Here is a 22,208-nt window from a genome sequence, read left to right as displayed (position 1 = left end):
GAAGCTAAGCACATCGTGGGTGATGATACTACGCCTTACTGGCAGGGGGAAAGTAGCTCATTGCGGACTTGTTAAATATCTTCATTACTTACTTTATATATAAATCCTATGTTTATTTTTTATTGTTGTTTTAGATGGTGTTTGGAATAGTGTAAAATAAAGATTTACTGTGTGCTTAGGGTTATATTAGAGAATAGGGTGTTTTTAGGGGTTTGGAAGGTTTAATATATTTGTATGAAAAGTAAAATAAATTAAATTTTATTCACACATTCCTTAAAGACTTTTCCACGCTCTGCGTAAGAGTTGAACTGATCTAAACTTGCACAAGCGGGACTTAAAAGAGCTACTTCATTGACTCTTAAGTGATTTGAAATTTCATTTACAGCTTTAGATAAAACTTCACATTTATAGGCTTTCAAATTCGCTTTTTTTGCATAATCAAGCATTTTTTCAGTACTAATACCTATAGCATAGAGTTCTATATCAAATCCTTTCATAAAATCAAATAAATTGCTAAGATCTACACCCTTATCATCTCCCCCTATGATAAGATGGATTTTTTTATCTTTATAGCGACTAAGTGCAGCCATTACAGCACTTTCATTTGTAGCTTTAGTGTCATTTACCCAAAGCCTATTTTGACTGTCTTTAAGCTCTTCGAGTTTATTTTTTTCCATTACAAAGCTATTTAAAAGCTCATAGCTTAAAGCATCAAGTAGAATTTTTTCTATAGCTAAAGCCATGATAGCATCGAGTAAAAAAGGATTTTTAAAGGAAATTTTTTCCGTATCAATGCCAAATTTAACAGCTAGATCTTTTTCATCTTCATAGCTTATTTTATGAGCTTTTGTTGGAGTATTTGCATAAATTTTAGGCAGTATTACTACATCACATTCATTCATTCTTTTTAAAACGCTTAGCTTATCTTGAACATAATTATCAAAACTTCCATGCCAAGAAAGATGATCAGGACTTATAGGTAAAAGTGCATAAATTTCAGGTTTAGCTTTATGAGTGTAGTGTAGGGTAAAAGATGAAGTTTCAAGTATCCAAAGTTTTGCATAAGGATTAAGCTCTGCTAAAGGAGTTCCAACATTTCCACCCATAACAGCACCAATGTGTGATAATAAATGTGTAGCCATTTGAGTGGTAGTGGTTTTGCCATTGGTTCCGCTTATCCAAACGGATTTTGGCATGATATCATAAAAAAAGTCATATTCACTTTGTAAATTTTTTGCTTTTTGAATGAGTTTGTGCTTTGGTGGAAAACCTGGACTAGGAATTTCAATATCGCTTAAATTATCATCAAAATCATTAGGATTTAAAAGTAAATTTCCTAGTGTATCTTTTTTTGTTTCTATAAAATGATCATCATAGATATCAAAAGACCCAAATTTATCTACCAAATTTTCAGCAATAGCGCGTGTGGTTTTTCCATATCCAAAAAGTGAAATTTTCATTATCTTAGCTTTATTGATGCAAGTGCAAGTAAATTTGAAAGTAGGGCTATCATCCAAAAACGCACTATAATTTTATTTTCTACCCAGCCAACTTTTTCAAAATGATGATGAATAGGTGCCATTTTAAATACTCTTTTATTAAAAATTTTAAAACTTCCAACTTGTAAAATTACAGAAACAGTTTCAAGAACAAAAACAAAACCTATGAGTAAAAGTAAAATTTCATTTTTGCTAATGATAGCTAAAAATCCTATGAATCCACCTAAAGCTAAACTTCCACTATCCCCCATAAAAACCTGTGCAGGATAACAGTTGTACCATAAAAATCCCATTAAAGCACCGATTAATGCAGCACAAATAATTACTACTTCACCAAGTCCTTGAATTTTTGGCAAAAGTAAATATTCACTATAATTTAAATTTCCGCTCAAATATAAGAATATCCCTAAAGTAGATAAAGAAAAAATACTTGGAACTGTAGCTAAGCCATCAAGTCCATCGGTTAAATTTACAGCATTAGAGCTAGAAATTAAAACCAAAATCCAAAAAGCAATGGCAAAAATTTCCATATCAAAAAGAGGATGTTTGTAAAAAGGTATAAAAAGTTCTGTGCTAAGTTCTGAACTAAAATATAAAGGTAAGATACAAATAAGTCCTGTGATGATTTGCGCTAAAAGCTTCATTTTTGGGCTAAGTCCTGAATGATTATCTTTTTTTAGAACTTTGCCTAAATCATCTACGAGTCCTATCAAGCAAAAAAGTATCAAACAAAGCAAAGCACTTATAGCAAAAATATTATCAAATTTGATACAAAATAAACTTGCGATTACTGCAGAACTGATGAAAATAAGCCCACCCATGGTTGGAGTATGGCATTTGGTTTTATGAGTTTCTGGGGCATATTCGTAAATAGGTTGACTAGCATTTTTAGCTTTTGCCCAAGTAATAAATTTAGGCATTAAAAATAAAGACAAACATAAAGCGATAAAAAAAGCAAATCCTGCACGCACACTAATATAAGTAAAAAAAGCATAATGACTTAAATCTGAAAGATAATACAAAACCTAGCCTTCTTTTTGGTTTTTAAAAGTTTAATTTTAGTAAAATCTAACCAAAAAAATTCTTATAAAAGAGAGAAAAATGAAGCAAAAATGCGTTTTAATTATTACAGATGGAATAGGGTATAATAAGAATAGTAAGTTTAATGCTTTTGAAGCAGCTAAAAAACCAAGTTATGAAAAGCTTTTTAAGGAAGTCCCAAATTCTTTACTAAAAACGAGTGGTTTAGCTGTAGGTTTGCCAGAAGGGCAGATGGGAAATAGTGAAGTAGGGCATATGTGTATAGGAAGTGGGCGTATTATTTATCAAAATTTAGTGCGTATTAATAAAGCCATTGAAAACAAAGAACTTGAAAAAAATGAGAATTTACAAAAACTTTTAGCAAAATGTAAAAGAGTGCATATTATAGGGCTTTATAGCGATGGCGGGGTGCATTCTATGGATACGCATTTTAAAGCCATGCTTGAAATTTGTGCGAAAAATGGCAATGAAGTTTTTGCTCATGCAATCACTGATGGGCGCGATGTAAGTCCAAAAAGTGGCTTAAATTTCATAAAAGATTTAAAAGAATTTTGTGAAAACTTAGGCGTGCATTTTGCTACGATTTGTGGGCGTTTTTATGCTATGGATAGAGATAAGCGTTGGGATAGGGTAAAAGAGTATTATGAGTGCTTGTTAGGTAAGGCTTATAAAGTGCCAAATTTATTAGAATACCTACAAAAATCTTACGATGAAAATGTTACTGATGAATTTATCAAAGCAGCTCAAAATGAGAATTACAAGGGCATGAGAGAAGAAGATGGCATTATCTTTATCAACTTTAGAAATGATAGAATGAAACAACTTGTTGAAGTGTTAAATTCTAAGGATTTTAAAGAGTTTGAACGCGAAAAAATCTTTGAAAATTTACTTACTATGAGTGTTTATGATGATAAATTTAAACTCCCTGTGCTTTTTGAAAAAGAAAAAATTGAAAATACTTTAGCACAAGTGATTTCTAAAGCAGGGCTTAGTCAGCTTCATACCGCAGAAACCGAAAAATATGCCCATGTAACTTTCTTTTTTAATGGCGGAAAAGAAGAGCTTTTAGAAAATGAAACAAGGGTTTTAATCCCAAGCCCCAAGGTAAAAACTTATGATGAAAAACCCCAAATGAGTGCTTTTGAAGTGTGTGATGCAGTGAAAAAAGGTATAGAAAAGGGTGAGGATTTTATAGTGGTAAATTTTGCAAATGGAGATATGGTTGGACATACAGGTGATTTTAATGCTGCTATAAAGGCTGTTGAAGCGGTGGATACTTGTTTGGGCGAGATTGTAGAATGTGCAAAAAAGCATGATTATGCTTTTATCATTACAAGTGATCATGGAAATTGCGAAGCTATGCAAGATGAAAAAGGAAATTTGCTTACCAATCATACCACTTTTGATGTTTTTGTTTTTGTGCAAGCAAAGGGAGTTTCAAAGATTAAAGATAATATGGGGCTTAGCAATATCGCTGCAAGTGTGCTTAAAATTTTAGACTTAGAAATTCCAAAAGAAATGAATGAGGCTTTGTTTTAGTTTGTTTGCCTTTTTTATAAGAAATTTGTTAAGATTGCAATTTTTAAAATTAAACTTATTAAGGATAGATAATGAAATTTAGCGGAAAAAATGTTTTAATTACCGGAGCAAGTAAGGGAATAGGTGCTTCTATCGCAAAAACTTTAGCGGGTTTTGGACTTAAAGTTTGGATTAATTATCGTTCAAAACCTGAACTCGCAGATGCTTTAAAAGATGAAATTATTGCAAGTGGTGGCGTTGCTGCTGTGATTAAATTTGATGCAAGCAAAGAAGATGAGTTTGAAAATGGTGTAAAAACCATAGTGGAGAGCGATGGAGAGTTAAGTTATCTTGTAAATAACGCAGGCGTTACAAATGATAAACTTGCTTTAAGAATGAAATTAGAGGACTTTAGTGGCGTTGTGGATACGAATTTAAGCTCAGCTTTTTTAGGTTGTAGAGAAGCTTTAAAAACCATGAGTAAAAAACGCTTTGGTGCTGTTGTGAATATCGCTTCTATTGTCGGAGAAATGGGTAATGCTGGACAAGTAAATTATTCTGCTAGTAAAGGTGGAATGATAGCTATGACTAAATCTTTTGCTAAAGAAGGAGCAAGTAGAAATTTACGCTTTAACTGTGTAACTCCAGGTTTTATAAAAAGCGATATGACTGAAGTTTTAAGCGATGAAATCAAACAAGTTTATCAAGATAATATCCCTTTAAAACGCTTTGCAGAACCTGAAGAAGTGGCTAATTGTGTAGCGTTTTTACTTAGTGATTATGCCTCTTATGTGACAGGTGATGTGCTTAAGATCAATGGTGGTTTATATATGTAAGGAAAAATGATGGATTTAAAAGAAATAGCACAATTTTTAGATGATAATGCACCGGCATTTTTAGCCACTTTAGGAACTTGTGGAAATCCTAGAGTGCGTCCTATACAAAGTCCATTGCTTATGGGAGATAAAATTTATTTTTGCACAGCAAACACAAAGGGACTTTTTAAACATATAAAAAATTATAATGGTATTGAATTTTGTTCTTGTGCAAAAGATGGGACTTTTTTAAGACTTAGAGCTAATGCGGTTTTTGAACCAAATTTAGAAGTTAAAAAAATGATGTTTGAAAAATACCCTTATCTTGTAAATCTTTATGAAACTCCACAAAATCCAAAATTTGAAGTTTTTTATCTTGATCATTTAAGCGCTAGAATGCAATTTATGAATGGAGAATTTAAGCTTTTTAAGGCTTAATGATTTGATAATTTTATTAACTATATATTAATTAAGATAAATAATATCTTAATTAATATTAATTTTTTGTTATTTTTTTAAGGTATAATCATTCCATTTAATTTGCAAGGAATAGATTATGATATATTGCAAAAATTTTTTAATATTTATTTTATTATATTCATCTATCTTCTTTGATTGCTTATCTTATGCTTTTTTATATTTATTAAATTATAAATTTGTTTTTAATTCATTTTATATTGAAAAGAGAGTTTGTTTTTGGATTTTTGGCATGCGGTTATGTAAGATTGACTTACATTAAAAATTATTATTAATTTTTTAAATAAGGAGAATGATATGGGTGAATTTTCTAGAAGAGATTTTATAAAAACAGCCTGTATTAGTGTAGGAGCTTTAGTTGCAAGTTCAAGTGGAGTTTATGCCTTAGATGATTCATCTAAGATGGATAAAGATACAAATTTACCTTCTTGTGATGTTTTGGTAATTGGATCAGGTGGAGCAGGTTTGCGTGCTGCAGCCGCAGTGAGAAAAGAAAATCCAAAATTAAGCGTTGTGGTAGCTACAAAGATGATGCCATCGCGTAACGCAACTTGTATGGCAGAGGGTGGAATTAATGGAGTTACTGATTTTTCTAATGGAGATTCCTATAGATTACATGCTTATGATACTATTAAAGGCGGAGCTTATTTGGTAGATCAAGACGCGGCTTTAAAATTTTGCGAATTAGCTGGAAAGGCTATTTTTAATATGGATTTTATAGGAACCTTGTTTTCAAGAAATGAGCAAGGTGGAGTAGCTCAGCGTTTAATGGGAGGAGCTTCTAAGAAACGCTGTAACTATTCTGCAGATAAAACAGGTCATATTTTAATGCATTCTTGTTTAGATGATGCTATTAGTAGTGGTGTGAAATTTTTAATGGATCATGAACTTTTGGATATAGGTGTTGTGGATGGAAAATGCGAGGGTGTCGTTTTAAGAGATATACAAAGCGGTGGAATTTATCCTGTATTATGCAAAGCTTTGGTGATTGCTACAGGGGGATATACAAGGATATTTTATAATAGAACTTCAACTCCTTTTATTGCCACAGGAGATGGCGTGGCAGCTGCTCTTAGAGCAGGACTTGGTTTTGAAGATCCTGAGATGATACAATTTCACCCAACAGGAGTTGCAAATGGCGGAACTCTTATTACAGAAGCGGCGCGCGGTGAAGGGGGATATCTTTTAAATAATCGTGGTGAGCGTTTTATGAAAAATTACCATGAAAAAATGGAGCTTGCACCGCGAGATGTAGTTGCGCGTGCTATAGAAACAGAAATTCGCGAAGGTAGAGGTTATGGTGAGGGACTTGGAGCTTATGTTTTGTGCGATGTACGCCACTTAGGAAAAGAAAAAATTTTAAAAGATTTACCAAAAATTCGTCACACTGCAATGCTTTTTGAAAATATTGATTTAGTAGATGCTCCTGTACCTATCCGTCCAACGGCGCATTATTCTATGGGTGGAATTGAAGTGGCTAAATTTGAAGATATGAGTACTAAAATTGCTGGAATTTATGTAGGTGGAGAAGCTTCTTGTATTTCTATACATGGAGCTAATAGACTAGGGGGAAATTCTTTAGCCGATGCAGTTGTAACAGGGCATTTAGCAGGCATTGGTGCGACAAATTATGCTAAAGATGCAAGTTTTGGAAAAGGAGCAAAAACTCATGAACTTGCTCAAAAATGGCAGGCTAGATTTAAAGAAATTACAAATAATGGCGGAAATGGTCAAGAAATGTATGAATTGCGAGAAGAGCTAGGAAGTCAAAATTGGGATAATATGGGGATTTTTAGAACCCAAGAAAAACTCGATCTTCTAGCAAAAAATTTAGAAGATATACAAGCAAGATATGAAAAAATTCGTATTCCAAATCCTAATGAAGTGATGAATACTGCTTTTACAGATTATGTAGAGCTTGGTAATTTGATTTTACTTTCTCGCTGTGCTTGTTTAGCAGCTAGAAATAGACTTGAAAGTCGTGGGGCTCATACTAGAGAAGATTATCCAAAGCGAGATGATAAAAATTTCTTAAAACATAGCATTGTAAATTTAGAAAATGATGAATTAAAACTTAGTTATAAAGATGTCGTGGTAACTGAGTTTTCACTTGATGGAAGGAGAGTACAATGAAAATTATCATAGATCGTTTTAATGGCAAGGAAAAATATGAACAAAGTTATGATATTGATGATAAGGATATACAAGGAAAAACTCTGCTCTCTCTTTTGCTTTTTATCAAAAAAACAAAAGATATTACTTTAAATTTTACCGCCTCTTGTCAATCTGCAATTTGTGGGGCTTGTGCAGTTCGTGTGAATGGGCATTCTTATCTTGCTTGCGATACTAAAATGCAAGATTTGTTAAAAGAATATGATAATCCTTCAAGTATACGCATTTCTCCGCTTGGAAATTTTAGAGTAATTTCTGATTTAATTGTGGATTGGGAGCCTTCTATAGAAAATTTAAGAAAAATTCGTCCTGCTATGGTGGCAAAAAATGAATTTTCAGCGGAAAAGGGCTGTAAACAAAGTCAAGAAGAATTTGATCGTATTAGCAAGCAATGGGATTGTATTTTATGTGGTAGCTGTGCTTCAGAGTGTAATAAATTAGAAGCAGATAGTAGCGATTATATGCAACCTTTTGTTTTTACTCATGCTTGGCGTGCAGCGGCGGACTCTCGAGGTAAGGATCCTATGTTGCATGTAAAACCCAGCGTAATGAATGGACTTTGGCTTTGTGTTCATTGTCAAGAGTGCGCTGATCGTTGTCCAAAGGGTATAAGTTCAGTAAGTGATATAGCAAATTTAAGAGTGATGGCGATTAAAAAAGGTTTAAATGAAGGCTTAGGGCCTGATCATGCTGAAGCTTTTTATAAAGATTTAGTTGAAGGTTCAGGACGCTTGAATGAAATTTATCTTGCTTTGCGTTCTGAGGGTGTTATAGGTTCTATGGGTAAAACAGATATAGCTTTTAAACTTATGCGTGCAGGAAAAATGAATCCTATGCATGTTTTTGGCGAGGATGAAATAGAAGGGCATAAAGATTTGGTTAAAATGATAAAGGCGGCACAAGAAGCTGCTATTAAGGAGTAAAATATGCAAAAAGAATACGCTTTTTTTCCAGGTTGTGTTTTATCTCAAGCTGCAAAAGAATCTAAAATTTCACTTGAAGCTATTGCACCTATTTTGGGTTGGAAGTTGAATGAAATTAAGGGGTGGAGTTGTTGTGGGGCTTCTCAAGCACAGTGTGTTGATCCTATTGCGACTTTGGTAGCTAATGCAAGAAATATTGCTTTAGCGGAAGAGATGAAAATGCCAATGCTTGCAACTTGTAGTACTTGTATGCTAACTTTAACTAAAGCAAAAAATACTCTTGATAAGGGTGCAAAAGAACGCATCAATACTTTTTTAGCACAAGGTGGAATGAAATATCAAGGTTCAACGCCTATTACAAGTCTTTTGTGGGAGCTTTATGAGGATTTGGATAATTTAAAAAGCAAGGTGAAAAAGCCGCTTTCAAATTTAAAAGTAGCTTTATTTTATGGTTGCCATAGTTTAAGACCTGAAGATACTTTCGGTAAAAAAGAAAGTTCAACCAATCCAAAAAGTTTTGAAAGTGTAGTAGAAGTTTTAGGGGCTAAAATAGTTCTTTTTGAAAAACGCCTTGATTGTTGTGGTTTTCATGCTTCTTATCCTGCAGAAAAATCTGTGAAAAAAATGTCTAGTCAAATTGTCAATAATGCAAGTGAAAATCAAGCTGATTGTGTTGTAACACCTTGTCCACTTTGTCAAATGCAGCTTGATATCTATCAAGAAAGATTTCAAGATTATACTAATTCTAAAGCAAGATTGCCTATTATTCATTTATCACAATTAGTAGGACTTGCATTAGGACTTTCTAAAGAAATGGTTGGTTTGGATTATAATATTATTGATGCAAGTAAAATTGCATAAAAACATGGGCAAAAAGCCCATGTTTAAAGATTTAATTCCATTCTTAAAGAATGCTCCCAAAAAGCCACTTCTAAGCGTGTTACAGTATGAAAAATTTCGCTGAGTTTTTGGAATTTTTGTGCACTAACACTTGAAGTATAAGAATTAACAAAATCTTCAAATTCTTTAGCTTCATTTTGAAAATTTTCACTTCCATAGGTCAAAATCCATTCCTTGTAAGGATGATCTTTTAAATTTTCATTTTTTAAACGATTTATAATTTCAGCACCTATTTTTGCATAGCCTATAGCGCAAGCACTAAGAGCAACTAACATATCTAAAAAATCTCCATTTTCACCTACGCTTAACATATAACGCGAATAGGCTATATTGACTAAACTTTCATCTTTTGCATCGAGTTCATCTGCATTAATGCCAAGAGATAAAATTGCACGATGAAGCTCCATTTCTCCTTCAACTATATAATTTTGAAATTTCATAGCAAAACGAAGTTCTTTTGCGGTATTTGAGTTAAGTGCTAATCTTGCATAACATTTTGCGTAATTAAGCAAATAAATATAATCTTGCTTGAGATAAAAAAGAAAATTTTCTTGCTTTAGGCTTTTATCTTCCAATTTTTTAACAAAATCATGATGTAGATAAGCATTCCAAATTTTTTGATTTTCTTTGATTAAATTAGAGAAAAGCATCATTTTTCCTTTATGTTTTAATATTTTATTTTCAAGTATAATGAAAAACTATAAATATTTTAAGCTTTTTATAGTAAAATACGCTTTATTTTAATTTTTTGAAGGAGAACAAATGGCAACATTTGATGATGTAAAAGCAGTAGTAGTAGAGCAATTAAGTATTGATGCAGATGCAGTTAAAATGGAATCAAAAATTATTGAAGATTTAGGTGCTGATTCTTTAGATGTTGTAGAGCTTATTATGGCTTTAGAAGAAAAATTTGAAGTAGAAATTCCAGATAGTGATGCTGAAAAATTAATTAAAATTGAAGATGTTGTAAATTATATTGACAATCTAAAAAAATAATTTTTTTCTTGCAAGGAGCTTATTCTTGAAAAGAGTTGTAGTTACAGGTATTGGTATGATCAATGCCCTTGGTTTAGATAAAGAAAGTTCATTTAAAGCAATTTGCAATGGAGAAAGCGGAGTAAATAAAATTACTCTTTTTGATGCCACAGACTTTCCTGTTCAAATTGCAGCTGAAGTTAAAAATTTTGATCCATTAGAGGTTGTTGATGGCAAAGAAGTAAAAAAAATTGACCGTTTCATACAACTTGGAATTAAAGCAGCAAGAGAAGCAATGCAGGATGCTGGATTTAGTGAAGAATTAGACAAAGAAGAATTTGGCATTGTTTCGGCTGCTGGTATCGGAGGTTTGCCTAACATAGAAAAAAATTCCATTATTTGTTCCGAGCGAGGTCCGCGTAAAATTTCCCCTTTTTTCATACCTTCAGCACTTGTAAATATGTTAGGAGGTTTGATTTCTATAGAGCATGGACTTAAAGGGCCAAATATTTCTTGTGTTACAGCTTGTGCAGCAGGAACTCATGCTATAGGAGAAGCTTATAAAAGTATAGCTTTGGGAAATGCTAAAAAGATGTTAGTCATAGGTGCAGAAGCTGCGATTTGTCCTGTGGGTATAGGTGGTTTTGCTTCAATGAAAGCTTTATCAACTAGAAATGAAGATCCACAGCATGCTTCAAGACCATTTGACAAAGAAAGAGATGGTTTTGTCATGGGAGAAGGTGCTGGAGCTTTAGTTTTTGAGGAATATGAAGAGGCTAAAAAACGCGGTGCTACAATTTATGCTGAATTAATTGGATTTGGAGAAAGTGCAGATGCGCATCATATTACTTCACCAACTTTAGATGGGCCTTTAAGAGCTATGAAAAAAGCTTTAAATATGGCAGGGAATCCAAAGGTAGATTATATCAATGCACATGGAACTTCAACCCCTGTAAATGACAAAAATGAAACAGCAGCAATTAAAGAGCTTTTTGGCAATAATATCCCGCTTATAAGTTCCACCAAGGGACAAACAGGCCATTGCTTGGGTGCTGCAGGTGCAATTGAAGCGGTTGTTAGTGTTATGGCTTTAAGAGATGGGGTGGTTCCACCTACAATCAATCAGCTTGTAAAAGATGATGAATGTGATCTTGATTATGTTCCAAATATATCAAGAAAAGTAGATTTAAAAGTGGTGATGAGTAATTCTTTTGGTTTTGGTGGCACAAATGGCTGTGTTGTATTTAAAAAAGTAGATTAATATGGCTTCTTATTTAGATTTTGAAAAAAATATTCAGCAAATTGATGAGGACATTATCAATGCTCAGATTAAAGGAGATACTGAAGCTGTATCGATTTTAAAGAAAAATCTTGAAAAAGAAATTTCTAAAACTTATAAGAATTTAAGCGATTTTCAACGTTTGCAATTAGCGCGTCATCCAGATCGCCCTTATGCTCTTGACTATATTGAACTTATTTTAAATGACGCTCACGAAATACATGGTGATCGTGCCTTTAGAGATGATCCTGCTATTGTTTGTTTTATGGGTTATTTAGGAGAGAAAAAAATAATTGTAATTGGTGAGCAAAAAGGACGTGGAACAAAAGATAAAATCGCTAGAAATTTTGGGATGCCACATCCTGAAGGATATCGTAAAGCCTTAAGAGTAGCAAGACTTGCAGAGAAATTTCAAATTCCTATTTTATTTTTAATAGATACTCCAGGTGCTTATCCTGGAATAGGTGCTGAAGAAAGAGGGCAAAGTGAAGCTATCGCTAGAAATTTATATGAATTAAGTGATTTGAAAATACCGACCATTGCTATAGTTATCGGAGAAGGTGGTAGTGGCGGGGCGTTAGCTATAGGGGTTGCAGATAGACTTGCAATGATGAAAAATTCTGTTTTTTCAGTAATTTCTCCTGAAGGTTGTGCTGCAATACTTTGGAATGATCCTGCAAAAAGTGAAGCTGCAACCAAGGCTATGAAGGTAACCGCTGATGATTTAAAATCTCAAGGTTTAATTGATGATGTTATAGATGAGCCTACAAATGGTGCACATCGTAATAAAGAAGCTGCAGCAGTAGCTATTGCTGATTATGTAAAAAAATCTCTAAATGAACTTGAAAATATTGATGTACGAGAACTTTCTGCAAATCGTATGCAGAAAATTTTAAAGCTTGGAGCCTATCAAGAGGCTTAGGCTTTTACTTCGCTTTTTTAAATAATTTTATTATTTATAATTGTTATCAAAATTAAGTTAATTAAAAGTATTCTTTTTTTATACTTCAAAAATGATTTTAAATATCAAAATAATTATTTTTAAAGGAATTAATTTGACTCAAATTAAAAATATAAAATTTAAAAAAAGTTTACTGTGTTTTTTGATTTTATCTGGAGCTTTGTTAAAAGCAGAAGAAAAATATCAACTTAATGATGTTGTGGTTAGTGCTAGTGGTTTTGAACAAGATTTGGTTGATGCGCCTGCTAGTATTTCTATCATTACAAAAGAAGAGCTTGAAAAAAAACCAATTAAGGATATAGGGGAAGCTATAGGAGATATTCCAGGTGTAGATGTGACTATGAATAAAACAGGCACTTATGATTTTAGCATACGAGGTTTTGGTAGTTCTTATACTCTAGTTTTAATTGATGGAAAACGTCAAAGTGTTGCAAATGGGTTTTATGATAATGGTTTTAGTGGCAGTGAGTCAGGATATCTACCACCTTTGTCTATGATAGAGCGTATTGAGGTTATACGTGGTCCAGCTTCTACACTTTATGGCAGTGATGCTGTAGGTGGTGTGATAAATATTATCACTAAGAAAAATCCTGATAAGACTGAGGCAAATATAGAATTTAACACTCTTTTACAACAGCACTCTAATCACTATGGCAATGCTGGGGGATTTAATGCTTATGTGGCAACTCCTTTGATTGAAGATACATTATCAATTTCTGCAAGGTTGAAGTATTATGATAAGGCAACTTCTGATTTAAAATGGCCTACACCAGTTTGGAATAGTAGTCAACAAAGACCTGATAATTATCAAATTGCTAGTCATAGTCCAGGTGCTTTTACTAGTTTAGGTTTTGGTTCTAGGCTTAATTGGACAGTAAATGATAAAAATAATATATATTTTGATATAGAACGATATATTAATGAAATTTCAGTGAATTCTACAAGTAGTAGGGCTATTAAAAGTGAAAGACAACTTTTTAAGGATAATATTGTTTTAAATCATGATGGTAACTATGATTTTAGTTCAACTAACTCATATTTACAATATGGTAGCACTAAGGATAAGGAGCTGCATAGCCAAATTTGGGTAGGAGAAGGTAAGGTTGTTTTACCTTGGAATTTAGGTCAGTACGGTAATTTAGTAAATACCTTTGGTGCAAGGATTGATTATGAGGTGTTAAAAAATGATCAAGCAAGCGCAGGTAGTCAAATAAGAGGTAAAAATCTTGATCAAACCACGGTTGCGCTTTATGGGGAAAATGAGTATTTTATAACAGATGATTTGATTTTTACTACAGGTTTGCGTTATATTTATAGCGATTTGTTTGATTCTGAATTTACGCCTAGGGTTTATTTGGTTTATCACTTAAATGATAATATAGCCTTTAAAGGAGGTGTTTCAAAAGGCTATAAAACTCCTGCTGCTAAGGAGTTGACAAATGGATATTATAATTATGCCAATGGTAATGCTTATTTTGGAAACCCTGACTTAAAACCAGAAGAAAGTATAAATTATGAATTGGGTGTTGATTTTAGGATATTTGATTTTGCACATTATTCTATCACAGGATTTATTACTGATTTTACAAATCAAATCAGTAGTGAAGATTTAACAGGTATGCAAAATGGTATTAATTGTAGCAATGGCACTGTTTGTACGCGTCCTATTAATCTTGGAAAAACACAGACTAAAGGTATAGAATTTGCATTTAATACCAAAACTTACAATGGCTTTAGCCTAAATTCAAGTTATACTTTTATGGATAATCGCTACAAAGATGGTCAAAAAAATTGGTTTGGTGGTGATAGAATAGAAAATTTACCAAGGCATATGGCAATGTTAAAATTAAACTATGAGCGAGGTAAATTTAGTTCCTATATAAAAACACGAGCAAGACTTGATACTATAGCTAAAGCAAAAGGTGGCGGTAATGGTAGTCTGCCATGGCAAAAATATAAGCCTTTTTATATAGTGGATTTAGGGATAAATTATAAAATTAATAAGCAATCTAGCTTAAGTTTTGCAGTGCAAAATCTTTTTGATAAAAATTTCTTCGATCCTCAAGTTACTAAATGGGATGGGGCTAATCCTGCTGGATATGCAAATCGTTATCAAGACTATACAGAAGGAAGGAGTTTTTGGTTGAGTTATAAATATGAATTTTAATTTTTTAAGGCTTTAATCACCTTTATATTTTCAAAAAAGCAAAAATAAAGTACAATGTGAAAAATAAATAAAAGGTTTTATTATGGCATTTAAAAATTTAAAAGAACTTTCTTTTGAAAAATCAAATTATATTAAGCCTAAGAGATTTGCTTATGAAAGTAATGGTAAGTTTTGTACTTGGGATTTTATAGAATCTAAAGATAGTGTTTCAGTGCTTTTGTATCATAAAGAATTAGAAAGTTTTATTTTTGTACGCCAATTTCGCATACCACTTTGGTATCATCAAATGCATGATAAAGATTATGTAAAAGATGATAATATGGGCTATACTATAGAGCTTTGTTCAGGACTTGTAGATAAAAAATTATCTTTAGAGGAAATAGCAAAAGAAGAATGTATAGAAGAACTAGGATATGCTCCTAAAAATTTAGAAAAAATAGGAGATTTTTATACAGGGTTTGGTTCAGGTGTAAGCAAGCAAAGTTTTTATTTCGCAGAAGTTGATGAAAAAGATAAAATTTCTTCTGGAGGTGGAGTTGATGATGAAGAGATTGAAGCTGTTTATGTTAAGGTGCAGGATTTTGAAAAAAAATGTAAAAATATGATAAGAACGCCTTTGCTTGATTTTGCTTATATGTGGTTTTTAAAGGAAAAGAGGGGAAAATTAAAGATTATTTAGGTTAAACCTTAAAAAGGTTCAACCTAGGATTTTAATGAACTGACTCATCAAGCATTTCTTTAAATACATTGAAAAGATCAAGCGATGCATTTTCGGCAACTTCACATTTATTAATTATGCTGTGTTGAGTAATATCTTTGCTAATATCTTCTGTATTTGCTATTGTTATGGCATTATTCATATTTTCATGAACTTTTTCATGTGGCTCGTTAATTTTTAAGAAGCTTTTATTTTGCCCAAATCTTTCTTTTCCTGTGCTAGCAAGCCATTTTCCTAAGCGACAAGATGTGTGATCAGCTAATTGCTTTCCTGATTTGGAAAAAATTTCTTTATAACCATTTAATTTAAAAGCTATATGATCTAGTTTTGCTAAAGATACGAAAGCTTCTGAAGCGATACCAACTGCATTTGAATTAGTAGAATGCGCTTCATTTACTAAGTGAGTAAATTTTTCGGAAAAGCTCATAATATGAGCATTAGAATCTATGGAAATTTTTTCAACTTGCTCACTTTGAGTATACATTTCATTCGCATTTTGCTTTAGAAGGTTGATATTCATTTCAACTTCTGTGGTTGCTTTTTGTGTTTTTTCAGCTAGTTTTCTTACTTCATCAGCAACAACAGCAAAACCACGTCCATGTTCACCTGCGCGTGCAGCTTCTATAGCAGCGTTAAGAGCTAAAAGATTGGTTTGATCGGAAACATCTTTAATTAGATTGATTACATTAGTAATTTCATCTACACTTCTATGTAAGGTTCCTGCAGCATCTCTTGTTTTATTGGCTGATTCTGTAATATCTCCTAAGGAAGCATTGATAGAATTAGCAATATGGTTAAGTTCATCCATTTCAGCAAGAGAAGTTTTAGAATAGCTAGAGATAACTTCTGCCTTATTTACATTTTCTAGCATATCGCCTTGAACAATAGTAATATTTTTTAAAACTCCGGTTAATAAAACATTTAAAAGATCTGTTTTAAGTTTAGACTCTAAAGCCTCTTGTTCTAATGATGTAATTTTATTTTTTAATTCTAAATTTTCCGATTGAAATTTTTCAATTTTATGTGCAAGATTTTTATTTTCTTCTTCAAGTTTTTGAAGATCAGAATGGTTTATTTTACTTCCAAACATTGTTTTGCCTTATTTTTTATAATTTGCTAGATATTGGCTAAGTTCATCTTTTACATGAAGCTTTTCTTTTTTTAAGGTTGAAATTTCCATGCTGCTAAGAGAAGTTCTACCTTCTTCTGCATCTTTAATCATGTCATCAAGTTCATTATGACGATCAAATAGTTTATCAAAATGAGCATCTTTACCTTTTAGCTCTGACATTAATTCTCTATATTCATGTAGCATAAACTCTCCTTGTATTAGTGAAATTTAAAATTCATTTAACAAGGTATTTTACACTATTAAAAGATATTTTTGGCTTAAAAAATAATAAAATTAATAATAATTTTTAAATGTGTGTTATATAAGTGATTTATTAAAGTTTATTTTTAAATTGGAAATTTTAAAATTGAGGAATAAATCCTCAAAATTATTTAGAATTTTGTTTTTTTAGAGTTCTTAGAGTAGAAGCTGCAATTCTCATTTTTCTCGTGGTGCCATCTTCTAAAGTTACACGAACTGTTCTGAGATTAGGTAAAAAGCGTCTTTTTGTTTTATTGTTAGCATGGCTGACATTATTACCCACCATTGGACCCTTGCCTGTGATTTGACATACTCTTGCCATTTTCTTGTCCTTATGAAAATTTTTAAATGGAGATTTTATCAAAATTAAGCTTAAAATATTCCATAATTTATAGTTTTTTTAATATATAAGTCGATAAAATATTATTTATCACATTTATATATACTTTAAGGTTTTGATCATGTATGTAGCTCCAAGTTTATTGTCTGCAAATTTTTTGAAATTAGAAGAAGAAGTTAAAGCTATTGAAGCTGCAGGTGCAGATCTTTTACATATTGATGTAATGGATGGACACTTTGTTCCAAATTTGACTTTTGGACCTTGCGTGATCGAAAAAATTTCAACTATTAGTAAGTTGCCATTAGATGTGCATTTGATGGTTAAAGATGTAAGTAAATTTATAGATCTTTTTATCCCTTTGAAACCAAAATTCATTTCTTTTCATATGGAAAGCGAAGTTCATCCTATAAGACTTTGTGAATATATAAGAAGTCAAGGAATCCATCCTGCTATTGTTTTAAATCCGCACACTCCTATTGATTCTATTAAACACATGCTAGAATTTGTAGATATGGTACTTTTAATGAGTGTTAATCCTGGATTTGGTGGACAAAAATTTTTACCTTTGGTGCATGAAAAAATCAAAGAATTGCGCCAAATGATTGATAAAAAAAATGCTAAAGTTTTTATAGAGGTTGATGGTGGTGTTAATGGTTTAAATGCTAGCGATTTAGAAGAATCCGGAGCTGATATTTTGGTGGCTGGAAGTTATATTTTTTCTTCTAATGATTATAAAACTGCAATTTCATCTTTAAAGCTTGAATTTTGAGTTTACAGCAAATTGATCAGATTATTTCTATATTAAATAAGCAAAGCAAGCCTTATGATTGGGTGATGCAAGAGTTTGCCAAAGTTGAAGAATTAAAAAATTTTGATTTAGATTTGGAAACTTTTGAGCTTTTGGGTTTGGGTTTAACTTTGAATAAAGATAATATTTTTACCCTTAAAACACGCACAACAAAAATTAAAGATGAAATTTTTTGCATAGTAGATATAGAAAGTACTGGCGGTGTAAGTAAGGGGGAAATTTTAGAAATTGGAGCAGTAAAAATTCAAAATTCTAAAGAAATTGGACACTTTCAAAGTTTTGTTAAAGTAAAAGAAATTCCAGAAAATATAACCGAACTTACGGGTATTACTTATGAGATGGTGGAAAATGCTCCAAGTTTAGCAAAGGTTTTAAGTGATTTTAGGCTTTTTTTAAAAGACAGTATTTTTGTAGCGCATAATGTGCGTTTTGATTATAGTTTTATTTCTAAGGCTTTAAATGAGTGTGGTTTTGGCATTTTGCTTAATCGTCGTATTTGCACTATAGAATTTGCACAATGTTGTATAGAAAGTCCAAAATATAAACTAGAGGTTTTGAAAGAATTTCTGGGCGTGGAAAATACGCATCATAGGGCCTTAGATGATGCTTTAGCAGCTGCTGAAATTTTTAAATATTGCCTTGGAAAACTTCCTTATCATATAAAAACTACAGAAGAACTTATAAATTTTACAAAGACTGCACGCATAAAGCAAAAATAAATATTTAAAGTGTATAATTAAAACATAAATGACGGGAGCTTGTGTAACAGGCTGAGAGTAAGCTAAAAGCTTAGACCGAACCGGATCTGGATAATGCCAGCGTCGGGAAGATTTATAAATTTCAATACTTTAAAAATTTATACTCACCCTTCATTTATCCAAATTTTTTAAAGGATAAATTTATGAAAACTCAAATGAATTATGCCAAACAAGGTGTTTTTACTAAAGAAATGCAGATTGTTGCACAAAAAGAAAATTTAAGTAAAGATTTTTTGCTTGAAAATATTGCTTGCGGTAAAATTATTATCCCTGCAAATATTAATCATAAAAGTCTTGATCCAAATGGTATAGGTTTTGGACTGCGTACTAAGGTTAATGTAAATTTAGGAGTTTCAAATGATTGCGTTGATTATAGCGAGGAAATGAAAAAAGTAGAGCTCGCTCATAAATTTGACATAGAAGCGATTATGGACTTAAGCAATTATGGCAAAACAAGTCGTTTTAGAGACGAGCTTGTTAATGTTTCAAAAGCTATGATAGGAACAGTTCCTGTATATGATGCGGTAGGATTTTTAGAAAAAGATTTAAAACAAATTGGTGCTAAAGACTTTTTAGATGTTGTATATCATCATGCTAAAAGTGGGGTTGATTTTATGACAATTCATGCAGGTATTAATTCTCGCGCAGCGCATATTTTTAAACAAAGTAAAAGACTTACAAATATAGTTTCAAGAGGAGGCTCTGTGCTTTATGCTTGGATGATGATGAAAGATGCCGAAAATCCTTTTTTTGAGTATTATGATGATTTGCTTGACATTTGTTTAAAATACGATGTAACTTTATCTTTGGGCGATGCTTTGCGTCCTGGCTCTACTCACGATGCAAGTGATGGGGCGCAAATTTCAGAGCTTATAGAATTATCGCTTCTTACCCAAAGGGCTTGGGATGTTGGGGTTCAAGTAATGATAGAAGGTCCAGGGCATATGGCTATTAATGAAATAGAGGCAAATATGCAATTAGAAAAGCGTTTATGCAAAGGAGCGCCTTTTTATGTCTTAGGACCTTTGGTAGCAGATATTGGCGCAGGGTATGATCATATTAGTGGTGCTATTGGAGGAGCTGTGGCTGCAGCTAGCGGTGCTGATATGCTGTGCTATGTAACACCTGCTGAACACTTAAGACTTCCAAATTTAGAAGATGTTAGAGAGGGTATAGTTGCGACTAAAATTGCAGCTCATACAGGAGATATAGCCAAACTTCCAAAAGAAAGAGCAAGGGATGATGAGATGAGTAAGGCTAGACAAGAGATGGATTGGGAGAAAATGTTTAAGCTTGCTATTGATGGAGAAAAGGCTAAAAAAATGTTTAATGAGCGTCGCCCTGATGATTTAAACTCATGTTCCATGTGTGGAAAAATGTGTGCAATGAATACTATGAATCAGATTTTAAAAGGTGAAGATGTGAGTTTAGCTTGAATAAACTTTGAGAGTAAGATCTATAGAGATGCCTTGCTCTCCTGCTTTAAGATTAAGCGGATAATCAAGCTTGATTAAGTTATTATAGTTTTTTAGAGCATCAATAAAATCATAAAGCCTTCTAGGATTGTTCATTGTCGCTTTAATGGCTAAGCGGTTTTTTAGATATTTTTCTTGTTTTTCGGGCTTAGTTTCTTGAATTTTTACATTTTGAAAATATTTTTGTAAAAAAATATCAAAATTTCCTATATTAAAATTTTGCTCAAATTGCTCTAAACTTTTGTTGTTTTCGCTTCTTAGGGTTGATATTTTATCTTCACTAAAGTCAAATTTTGATTTAGCGGCTTTTAAGATGGCAAGTTGTGAGTTTTCTCTAAGATTTGCTTGTTTGTAATTTTTTAATGTCGGCAAAAGTAAAAATAAGATCAAGGCTGTGCAAACGCTTATAAAACTTAACGCGCAAATGATAAGCTTTAATAAATCAATTTCTTCTAGGCTTTTATCTTTCATCTGTAACTCCTGGAATTTGTTTACTAATACTAACAAAACGATACCACCCATTATCTAAGCGATAATAGGTTGTATAGCTTTGATCAAAGATGCTTTTTAAAGGGGTTTCTAAAAGTAGAGTAAACATTTCTCTTGTAGGAGTGACTCCGATAAGTTTTAAGGAATATTCGTCTTGTTCAACACTTTCAAGAGTAATATTATCAGTTTTTACAATAATATCAAATAGATTTCTTAAGCTTTCTTTAACAATTTGATTTTGAGTGTTAAAATTTTTCGCTATTTGGCTTTGATCAAATAAAATTTCATAAAGCATTTCATTTTGCTTAGTTTGATTTTGAAGCACTATAACTTGTTGTTTTTCATCATCGATAGAGCTATTGATTAATGCAATTTTTATTGTATATGTAAAATATACTAGCAAGATAAATAATATACTAAAACCAAAAAGTCCTAGCCAAATTTTATCAAAGAGTGTGAAAATAGGTTTTTTTCTTGGCTGTATGAAGCTATAAGTCATTTAAGCTCCTTTCGCATCAACTCTATCATAAGATCTAAGGTGTTGATTTGTTTCGTTTTTATCTCTAAAAAAGTTTCACTTTCTAAAAAATCAATAGCACTTATGTTAATATCTGATTCGCTATATAATAAAATACCATTGATAAATACCGCAGCATATTTATCATCATTGTAAAATTTTTCAATGCTCGTAATAATATAACGACAAAGTTCCATATCGTTGCTAAATTGATTTAATTCATCAAGATTAAAATTATCATTATTATCCAAAGTTTCAAGATTAAAATTATCATTATTATCCAAAGTTTCAAGATTAAAATTATCATTATTATCCAAAGTTTCAAGATTATTTTCTTGATCAAGTAGGTCAAATTTATTATTTAAGGCTTCATTGAAGTTATCTAAGGTAACTTCAGTATCATCGTTGTTGTTTTCAATTTCTTGATTATCTTCTGATGGAAGTTCAAGCTCTAAACCTAATTCTTGCTCAAATATTTTAAAATCACCGTATAAAATAGTATTGCCTTTAGCAACAATAATTGCCAAAAGATGTCCTTGTTTAAATCCATAAAGTAAAATTTGATCATCAGGCTGTTTTTCTTTTTGTGTATTGTAGTAAAGAAGGGCAAAAGGGGAATATAAAAAATCTAAACCTCTATATTCTTCAAAAAGCTCGCTATAATATTCCACATGTTCGGTAGCCGTATAAACAAGGGCATTATTAAACAAAATATGCTGTAAGCTGATTTTTCCTATATTAAAGTGCTCACAATCTTGAATATTTGTACTAGGTATTAATCCTTGTTCTTTGGCATCCAAAAATAAAGCAGTATGGTAAAATAAGAAATGCTTGCTTAAATTTTTTATGTATTCTAATAAATTTTCGCTTTTATCAAAAGTTTTTTCATTGCTACTGATTAGTTTATTTCCTCTATAAATAGAAGCTTTTACAATATTTTTTTTATCTTCTAAAATAATACTAATAAAAAGTTGTGGAAATATTTTTTTAAGTAAAAATAACAT

Annotated in this window: 24 protein-coding genes, 1 pseudogene and 1 riboswitch; of the genes and pseudogenes, 15 read left to right on the top strand and 10 right to left on the bottom strand. The window is 31.8% G+C overall.

Features of this window, described 5'->3' with window-relative positions:
• Nucleotides 1-251 precede the first annotated feature (251 nt).
• Both murD and mraY read right to left on the bottom strand, forming a co-directional pair.
• Nucleotides 252-1,460, bottom strand: coding sequence for a UDP-N-acetylmuramoyl-L-alanine--D-glutamate ligase (gene murD, locus ELQ05_RS07545; RefSeq protein ID WP_070316515.1), 1,209 nt, complete (start codon nucleotides 1,458-1,460; stop codon nucleotides 252-254).
• Nucleotides 1,460-2,521 (bottom strand): phospho-N-acetylmuramoyl-pentapeptide-transferase, encoded by a 1,062-nt coding sequence (gene mraY, locus ELQ05_RS07540; RefSeq protein WP_134240054.1) that lies wholly within the window; start codon nucleotides 2,519-2,521, stop codon nucleotides 1,460-1,462. Before mraY ends, murD begins: the two co-directional genes overlap by 1 nt.
• A 79-nt stretch (nucleotides 2,522-2,600) precedes the next feature.
• On the opposite strand from mraY, the gene gpmI reads away from it, so the two are divergent.
• The 7 genes from gpmI to sdhE all read left to right on the top strand — a co-directional run bounded on the left by gpmI (nucleotide 2,601) and on the right by sdhE (nucleotide 9,306).
• Nucleotides 2,601-4,079 carry a 2,3-bisphosphoglycerate-independent phosphoglycerate mutase gene (gene gpmI / locus ELQ05_RS07535; protein WP_070316516.1) on the top strand — a complete coding sequence of 493 codons (1,479 nt, stop codon included), beginning with the start codon at nucleotides 2,601-2,603 and terminating at the stop codon, nucleotides 4,077-4,079.
• Nucleotides 4,063-4,161 (top strand): hypothetical protein, encoded by a 99-nt coding sequence (locus ELQ05_RS08515; protein ID WP_032603128.1) that lies wholly within the window; start codon nucleotides 4,063-4,065, stop codon nucleotides 4,159-4,161. The genes gpmI and ELQ05_RS08515 overlap by 17 nt, the downstream gene beginning before the upstream one ends.
• Nucleotides 4,151-4,894 carry a 3-oxoacyl-ACP reductase FabG gene (gene fabG / locus ELQ05_RS07525; RefSeq protein ID WP_070316517.1) on the top strand — a complete coding sequence of 248 codons (744 nt, stop codon included), beginning with the start codon at nucleotides 4,151-4,153 and terminating at the stop codon, nucleotides 4,892-4,894. Before ELQ05_RS08515 ends, fabG begins: the two co-directional genes overlap by 11 nt.
• A gap of 6 nt (nucleotides 4,895-4,900) precedes the next feature.
• Nucleotides 4,901-5,311 (top strand): pyridoxamine 5'-phosphate oxidase family protein, encoded by a 411-nt coding sequence (locus ELQ05_RS07520; RefSeq protein ID WP_079263854.1) that lies wholly within the window; start codon nucleotides 4,901-4,903, stop codon nucleotides 5,309-5,311.
• Between the two features lie 336 nt (nucleotides 5,312-5,647).
• Nucleotides 5,648-7,483 carry an 8-methylmenaquinol:fumarate reductase flavoprotein subunit gene (gene sdhA, locus ELQ05_RS07515; RefSeq protein ID WP_070316518.1) on the top strand — a complete coding sequence of 612 codons (1,836 nt, stop codon included), beginning with the start codon at nucleotides 5,648-5,650 and terminating at the stop codon, nucleotides 7,481-7,483.
• The gene (gene sdhB, locus ELQ05_RS07510; RefSeq protein WP_070316519.1) at nucleotides 7,480-8,445 is read left to right on the top strand and encodes an 8-methylmenaquinol:fumarate reductase iron-sulfur subunit; all 966 of its coding nucleotides are present in this window, start codon (nucleotides 7,480-7,482) and stop codon (nucleotides 8,443-8,445) included. Before sdhA ends, sdhB begins: the two co-directional genes overlap by 4 nt.
• Before the next feature lie 3 nt (nucleotides 8,446-8,448).
• Nucleotides 8,449-9,306, top strand: a complete 858-nt coding sequence (gene sdhE, locus ELQ05_RS07505) for an 8-methylmenaquinol:fumarate reductase membrane anchor subunit (protein ID WP_070316520.1) — start codon at nucleotides 8,449-8,451, stop codon at nucleotides 9,304-9,306.
• Nucleotides 9,307-9,329: 23 nt separating this feature from the next.
• Here the strand turns inward: sdhE and tenA are convergent, their stop codons facing one another.
• Entirely contained in the window at nucleotides 9,330-9,998 is a 669-nt protein-coding gene (gene tenA / locus ELQ05_RS07500; RefSeq protein ID WP_072225850.1) for a thiaminase II, read from the bottom strand.
• Nucleotides 9,999-10,107: 109 nt separating this feature from the next.
• Between tenA and acpP the strand changes: the two genes are divergently transcribed.
• The 5 genes from acpP to ELQ05_RS07475 all read left to right on the top strand — a co-directional run bounded on the left by acpP (nucleotide 10,108) and on the right by ELQ05_RS07475 (nucleotide 15,406).
• Nucleotides 10,108-10,341 carry an acyl carrier protein gene (gene acpP / locus ELQ05_RS07495; RefSeq protein ID WP_002854831.1) on the top strand — a complete coding sequence of 78 codons (234 nt, stop codon included), beginning with the start codon at nucleotides 10,108-10,110 and terminating at the stop codon, nucleotides 10,339-10,341.
• A 25-nt stretch (nucleotides 10,342-10,366) separates the two neighbouring features.
• Nucleotides 10,367-11,581: a beta-ketoacyl-ACP synthase II gene (locus ELQ05_RS07490; RefSeq protein ID WP_002882383.1), complete on the top strand. Its 1,215-nt coding sequence runs from the start codon at nucleotides 10,367-10,369 to the stop codon at nucleotides 11,579-11,581.
• A 1-nt stretch (nucleotide 11,582) separates the two neighbouring features.
• A complete protein-coding gene (locus ELQ05_RS07485; protein WP_002854780.1) occupies nucleotides 11,583-12,521 on the top strand; it encodes an acetyl-CoA carboxylase carboxyltransferase subunit alpha in 939 nt (312 codons plus the stop codon).
• 133 nt (nucleotides 12,522-12,654) lie between these two features.
• Nucleotides 12,655-14,727 carry a TonB-dependent receptor domain-containing protein gene (locus ELQ05_RS07480; RefSeq protein WP_096702941.1) on the top strand — a complete coding sequence of 691 codons (2,073 nt, stop codon included), beginning with the start codon at nucleotides 12,655-12,657 and terminating at the stop codon, nucleotides 14,725-14,727.
• Between the two features lie 82 nt (nucleotides 14,728-14,809).
• Nucleotides 14,810-15,406, top strand: a complete 597-nt coding sequence (locus tag ELQ05_RS07475) for an NUDIX domain-containing protein (protein ID WP_070316522.1) — start codon at nucleotides 14,810-14,812, stop codon at nucleotides 15,404-15,406.
• A gap of 31 nt (nucleotides 15,407-15,437) precedes the next feature.
• Here the strand turns inward: ELQ05_RS07475 and ELQ05_RS08580 are convergent, their stop codons facing one another.
• The 4 genes and pseudogenes from ELQ05_RS08580 to rpmB form a co-directional block, all read right to left on the bottom strand.
• Complete coding sequence (locus tag ELQ05_RS08580) at nucleotides 15,438-15,872, bottom strand: CZB domain-containing protein (protein ID WP_374220062.1); 435 nt, start codon at nucleotides 15,870-15,872, stop codon at nucleotides 15,438-15,440.
• A gap of 3 nt (nucleotides 15,873-15,875) precedes the next feature.
• Nucleotides 15,876-16,124, bottom strand: a pseudogene (locus ELQ05_RS08575) (methyl-accepting chemotaxis protein); the annotation flags it as partial.
• 420 nt (nucleotides 16,125-16,544) lie between these two features.
• Nucleotides 16,545-16,760: a YdcH family protein gene (locus ELQ05_RS07465; protein ID WP_002855201.1), complete on the bottom strand. Its 216-nt coding sequence runs from the start codon at nucleotides 16,758-16,760 to the stop codon at nucleotides 16,545-16,547.
• A gap of 184 nt (nucleotides 16,761-16,944) precedes the next feature.
• Nucleotides 16,945-17,139, bottom strand: coding sequence for a 50S ribosomal protein L28 (gene rpmB, locus ELQ05_RS07460; protein ID WP_002854974.1), 195 nt, complete (start codon nucleotides 17,137-17,139; stop codon nucleotides 16,945-16,947).
• Between the two features lie 139 nt (nucleotides 17,140-17,278).
• On the opposite strand from rpmB, the gene rpe reads away from it, so the two are divergent.
• The 3 genes from rpe (at nucleotide 17,279) to thiC (ending at nucleotide 20,159) form a co-directional block, all read left to right on the top strand.
• On the top strand, nucleotides 17,279-17,926 hold the full coding sequence (gene rpe / locus ELQ05_RS07455; RefSeq protein ID WP_002859889.1) for a ribulose-phosphate 3-epimerase: 648 nt from the start codon (nucleotides 17,279-17,281) through the stop codon (nucleotides 17,924-17,926).
• Nucleotides 17,923-18,684 carry a 3'-5' exonuclease gene (locus tag ELQ05_RS07450; protein WP_070316524.1) on the top strand — a complete coding sequence of 254 codons (762 nt, stop codon included), beginning with the start codon at nucleotides 17,923-17,925 and terminating at the stop codon, nucleotides 18,682-18,684. Before rpe ends, ELQ05_RS07450 begins: the two co-directional genes overlap by 4 nt.
• 21 nt (nucleotides 18,685-18,705) lie before the next feature.
• Nucleotides 18,706-18,810: riboswitch (TPP riboswitch) on the top strand.
• Nucleotides 18,811-18,866: 56 nt separating this feature from the next.
• Nucleotides 18,867-20,159 (top strand): phosphomethylpyrimidine synthase ThiC, encoded by a 1,293-nt coding sequence (thiC, locus tag ELQ05_RS07445; RefSeq protein ID WP_070316525.1) that lies wholly within the window; start codon nucleotides 18,867-18,869, stop codon nucleotides 20,157-20,159.
• Here the strand turns inward: thiC and ELQ05_RS07440 are convergent.
• From ELQ05_RS07440 to ELQ05_RS07430, 3 genes are read right to left on the bottom strand one after another with little or no spacing between them, the layout of a single operon-like run.
• Complete coding sequence (locus ELQ05_RS07440; RefSeq protein WP_002868197.1) at nucleotides 20,151-20,669, bottom strand: hypothetical protein; 519 nt, start codon at nucleotides 20,667-20,669, stop codon at nucleotides 20,151-20,153. The genes thiC and ELQ05_RS07440 overlap by 9 nt on opposite strands.
• Nucleotides 20,659-21,186, bottom strand: a complete 528-nt coding sequence (locus ELQ05_RS07435; RefSeq protein WP_019109158.1) for a hypothetical protein — start codon at nucleotides 21,184-21,186, stop codon at nucleotides 20,659-20,661. Before ELQ05_RS07435 ends, ELQ05_RS07440 begins: the two co-directional genes overlap by 11 nt.
• Nucleotides 21,183-22,208 carry a clan AA aspartic protease gene (locus ELQ05_RS07430; protein ID WP_134240053.1) on the bottom strand — a complete coding sequence of 342 codons (1,026 nt, stop codon included), beginning with the start codon at nucleotides 22,206-22,208 and terminating at the stop codon, nucleotides 21,183-21,185. Before ELQ05_RS07430 ends, ELQ05_RS07435 begins: the two co-directional genes overlap by 4 nt.

It is taken from the genome of Campylobacter sp. US53, from assembly GCF_004378995.1.
In the GTDB taxonomy this organism is placed as follows: domain Bacteria; phylum Campylobacterota; class Campylobacteria; order Campylobacterales; family Campylobacteraceae; genus Campylobacter_D; species Campylobacter_D jejuni.
Note: the sequence above shows the minus strand (reverse complement) of the source record. Positions and strands in the feature narration are given on the sequence as shown.

What these genes read in the sequence shown, in the direction of transcription:
- fabG (WP_070316517.1), top strand. Translation starts at nt 4,151, where the DNA reads ATGAAATTTAGCGGAAAAAATGTTTTAATTACCGGAGCAAGTAAGGGA.
- gpmI (WP_070316516.1), top strand. Translation starts at nt 2,601, where the DNA reads ATGAAGCAAAAATGCGTTTTAATTATTACAGATGGAATAGGGTATAAT.
- ELQ05_RS07435 (WP_019109158.1), bottom strand. Translation starts at nt 21,186, where the DNA reads ATGACTTATAGCTTCATACAGCCAAGAAAAAAACCTATTTTCACACTC.
- acpP (WP_002854831.1), top strand. Translation starts at nt 10,108, where the DNA reads ATGGCAACATTTGATGATGTAAAAGCAGTAGTAGTAGAGCAATTAAGT.
- ELQ05_RS07440 (WP_002868197.1), bottom strand. Translation starts at nt 20,669, where the DNA reads ATGAAAGATAAAAGCCTAGAAGAAATTGATTTATTAAAGCTTATCATT.
- ELQ05_RS07520 (WP_079263854.1), top strand. Translation starts at nt 4,901, where the DNA reads ATGATGGATTTAAAAGAAATAGCACAATTTTTAGATGATAATGCACCG.
- sdhA (WP_070316518.1), top strand. Translation starts at nt 5,648, where the DNA reads ATGGGTGAATTTTCTAGAAGAGATTTTATAAAAACAGCCTGTATTAGT.
- sdhB (WP_070316519.1), top strand. Translation starts at nt 7,480, where the DNA reads ATGAAAATTATCATAGATCGTTTTAATGGCAAGGAAAAATATGAACAA.
- thiC (WP_070316525.1), top strand. Translation starts at nt 18,867, where the DNA reads ATGAAAACTCAAATGAATTATGCCAAACAAGGTGTTTTTACTAAAGAA.
- tenA (WP_072225850.1), bottom strand. Translation starts at nt 9,998, where the DNA reads ATGATGCTTTTCTCTAATTTAATCAAAGAAAATCAAAAAATTTGGAAT.
- ELQ05_RS07465 (WP_002855201.1), bottom strand. Translation starts at nt 16,760, where the DNA reads ATGCTACATGAATATAGAGAATTAATGTCAGAGCTAAAAGGTAAAGAT.
- ELQ05_RS07485 (WP_002854780.1), top strand. Translation starts at nt 11,583, where the DNA reads ATGGCTTCTTATTTAGATTTTGAAAAAAATATTCAGCAAATTGATGAG.
- murD (WP_070316515.1), bottom strand. Translation starts at nt 1,460, where the DNA reads ATGAAAATTTCACTTTTTGGATATGGAAAAACCACACGCGCTATTGCT.
- ELQ05_RS07475 (WP_070316522.1), top strand. Translation starts at nt 14,810, where the DNA reads ATGGCATTTAAAAATTTAAAAGAACTTTCTTTTGAAAAATCAAATTAT.
- rpe (WP_002859889.1), top strand. Translation starts at nt 17,279, where the DNA reads ATGTATGTAGCTCCAAGTTTATTGTCTGCAAATTTTTTGAAATTAGAA.
- sdhE (WP_070316520.1), top strand. Translation starts at nt 8,449, where the DNA reads ATGCAAAAAGAATACGCTTTTTTTCCAGGTTGTGTTTTATCTCAAGCT.
- rpmB (WP_002854974.1), bottom strand. Translation starts at nt 17,139, where the DNA reads ATGGCAAGAGTATGTCAAATCACAGGCAAGGGTCCAATGGTGGGTAAT.
- ELQ05_RS07430 (WP_134240053.1), bottom strand. Translation starts at nt 22,208, where the DNA reads ATGTTATTTTTACTTAAAAAAATATTTCCACAACTTTTTATTAGTATT.
- ELQ05_RS08580 (WP_374220062.1), bottom strand. Translation starts at nt 15,872, where the DNA reads ATGAGCTTTTCCGAAAAATTTACTCACTTAGTAAATGAAGCGCATTCT.
- ELQ05_RS08515 (WP_032603128.1), top strand. Translation starts at nt 4,063, where the DNA reads ATGAGGCTTTGTTTTAGTTTGTTTGCCTTTTTTATAAGAAATTTGTTA.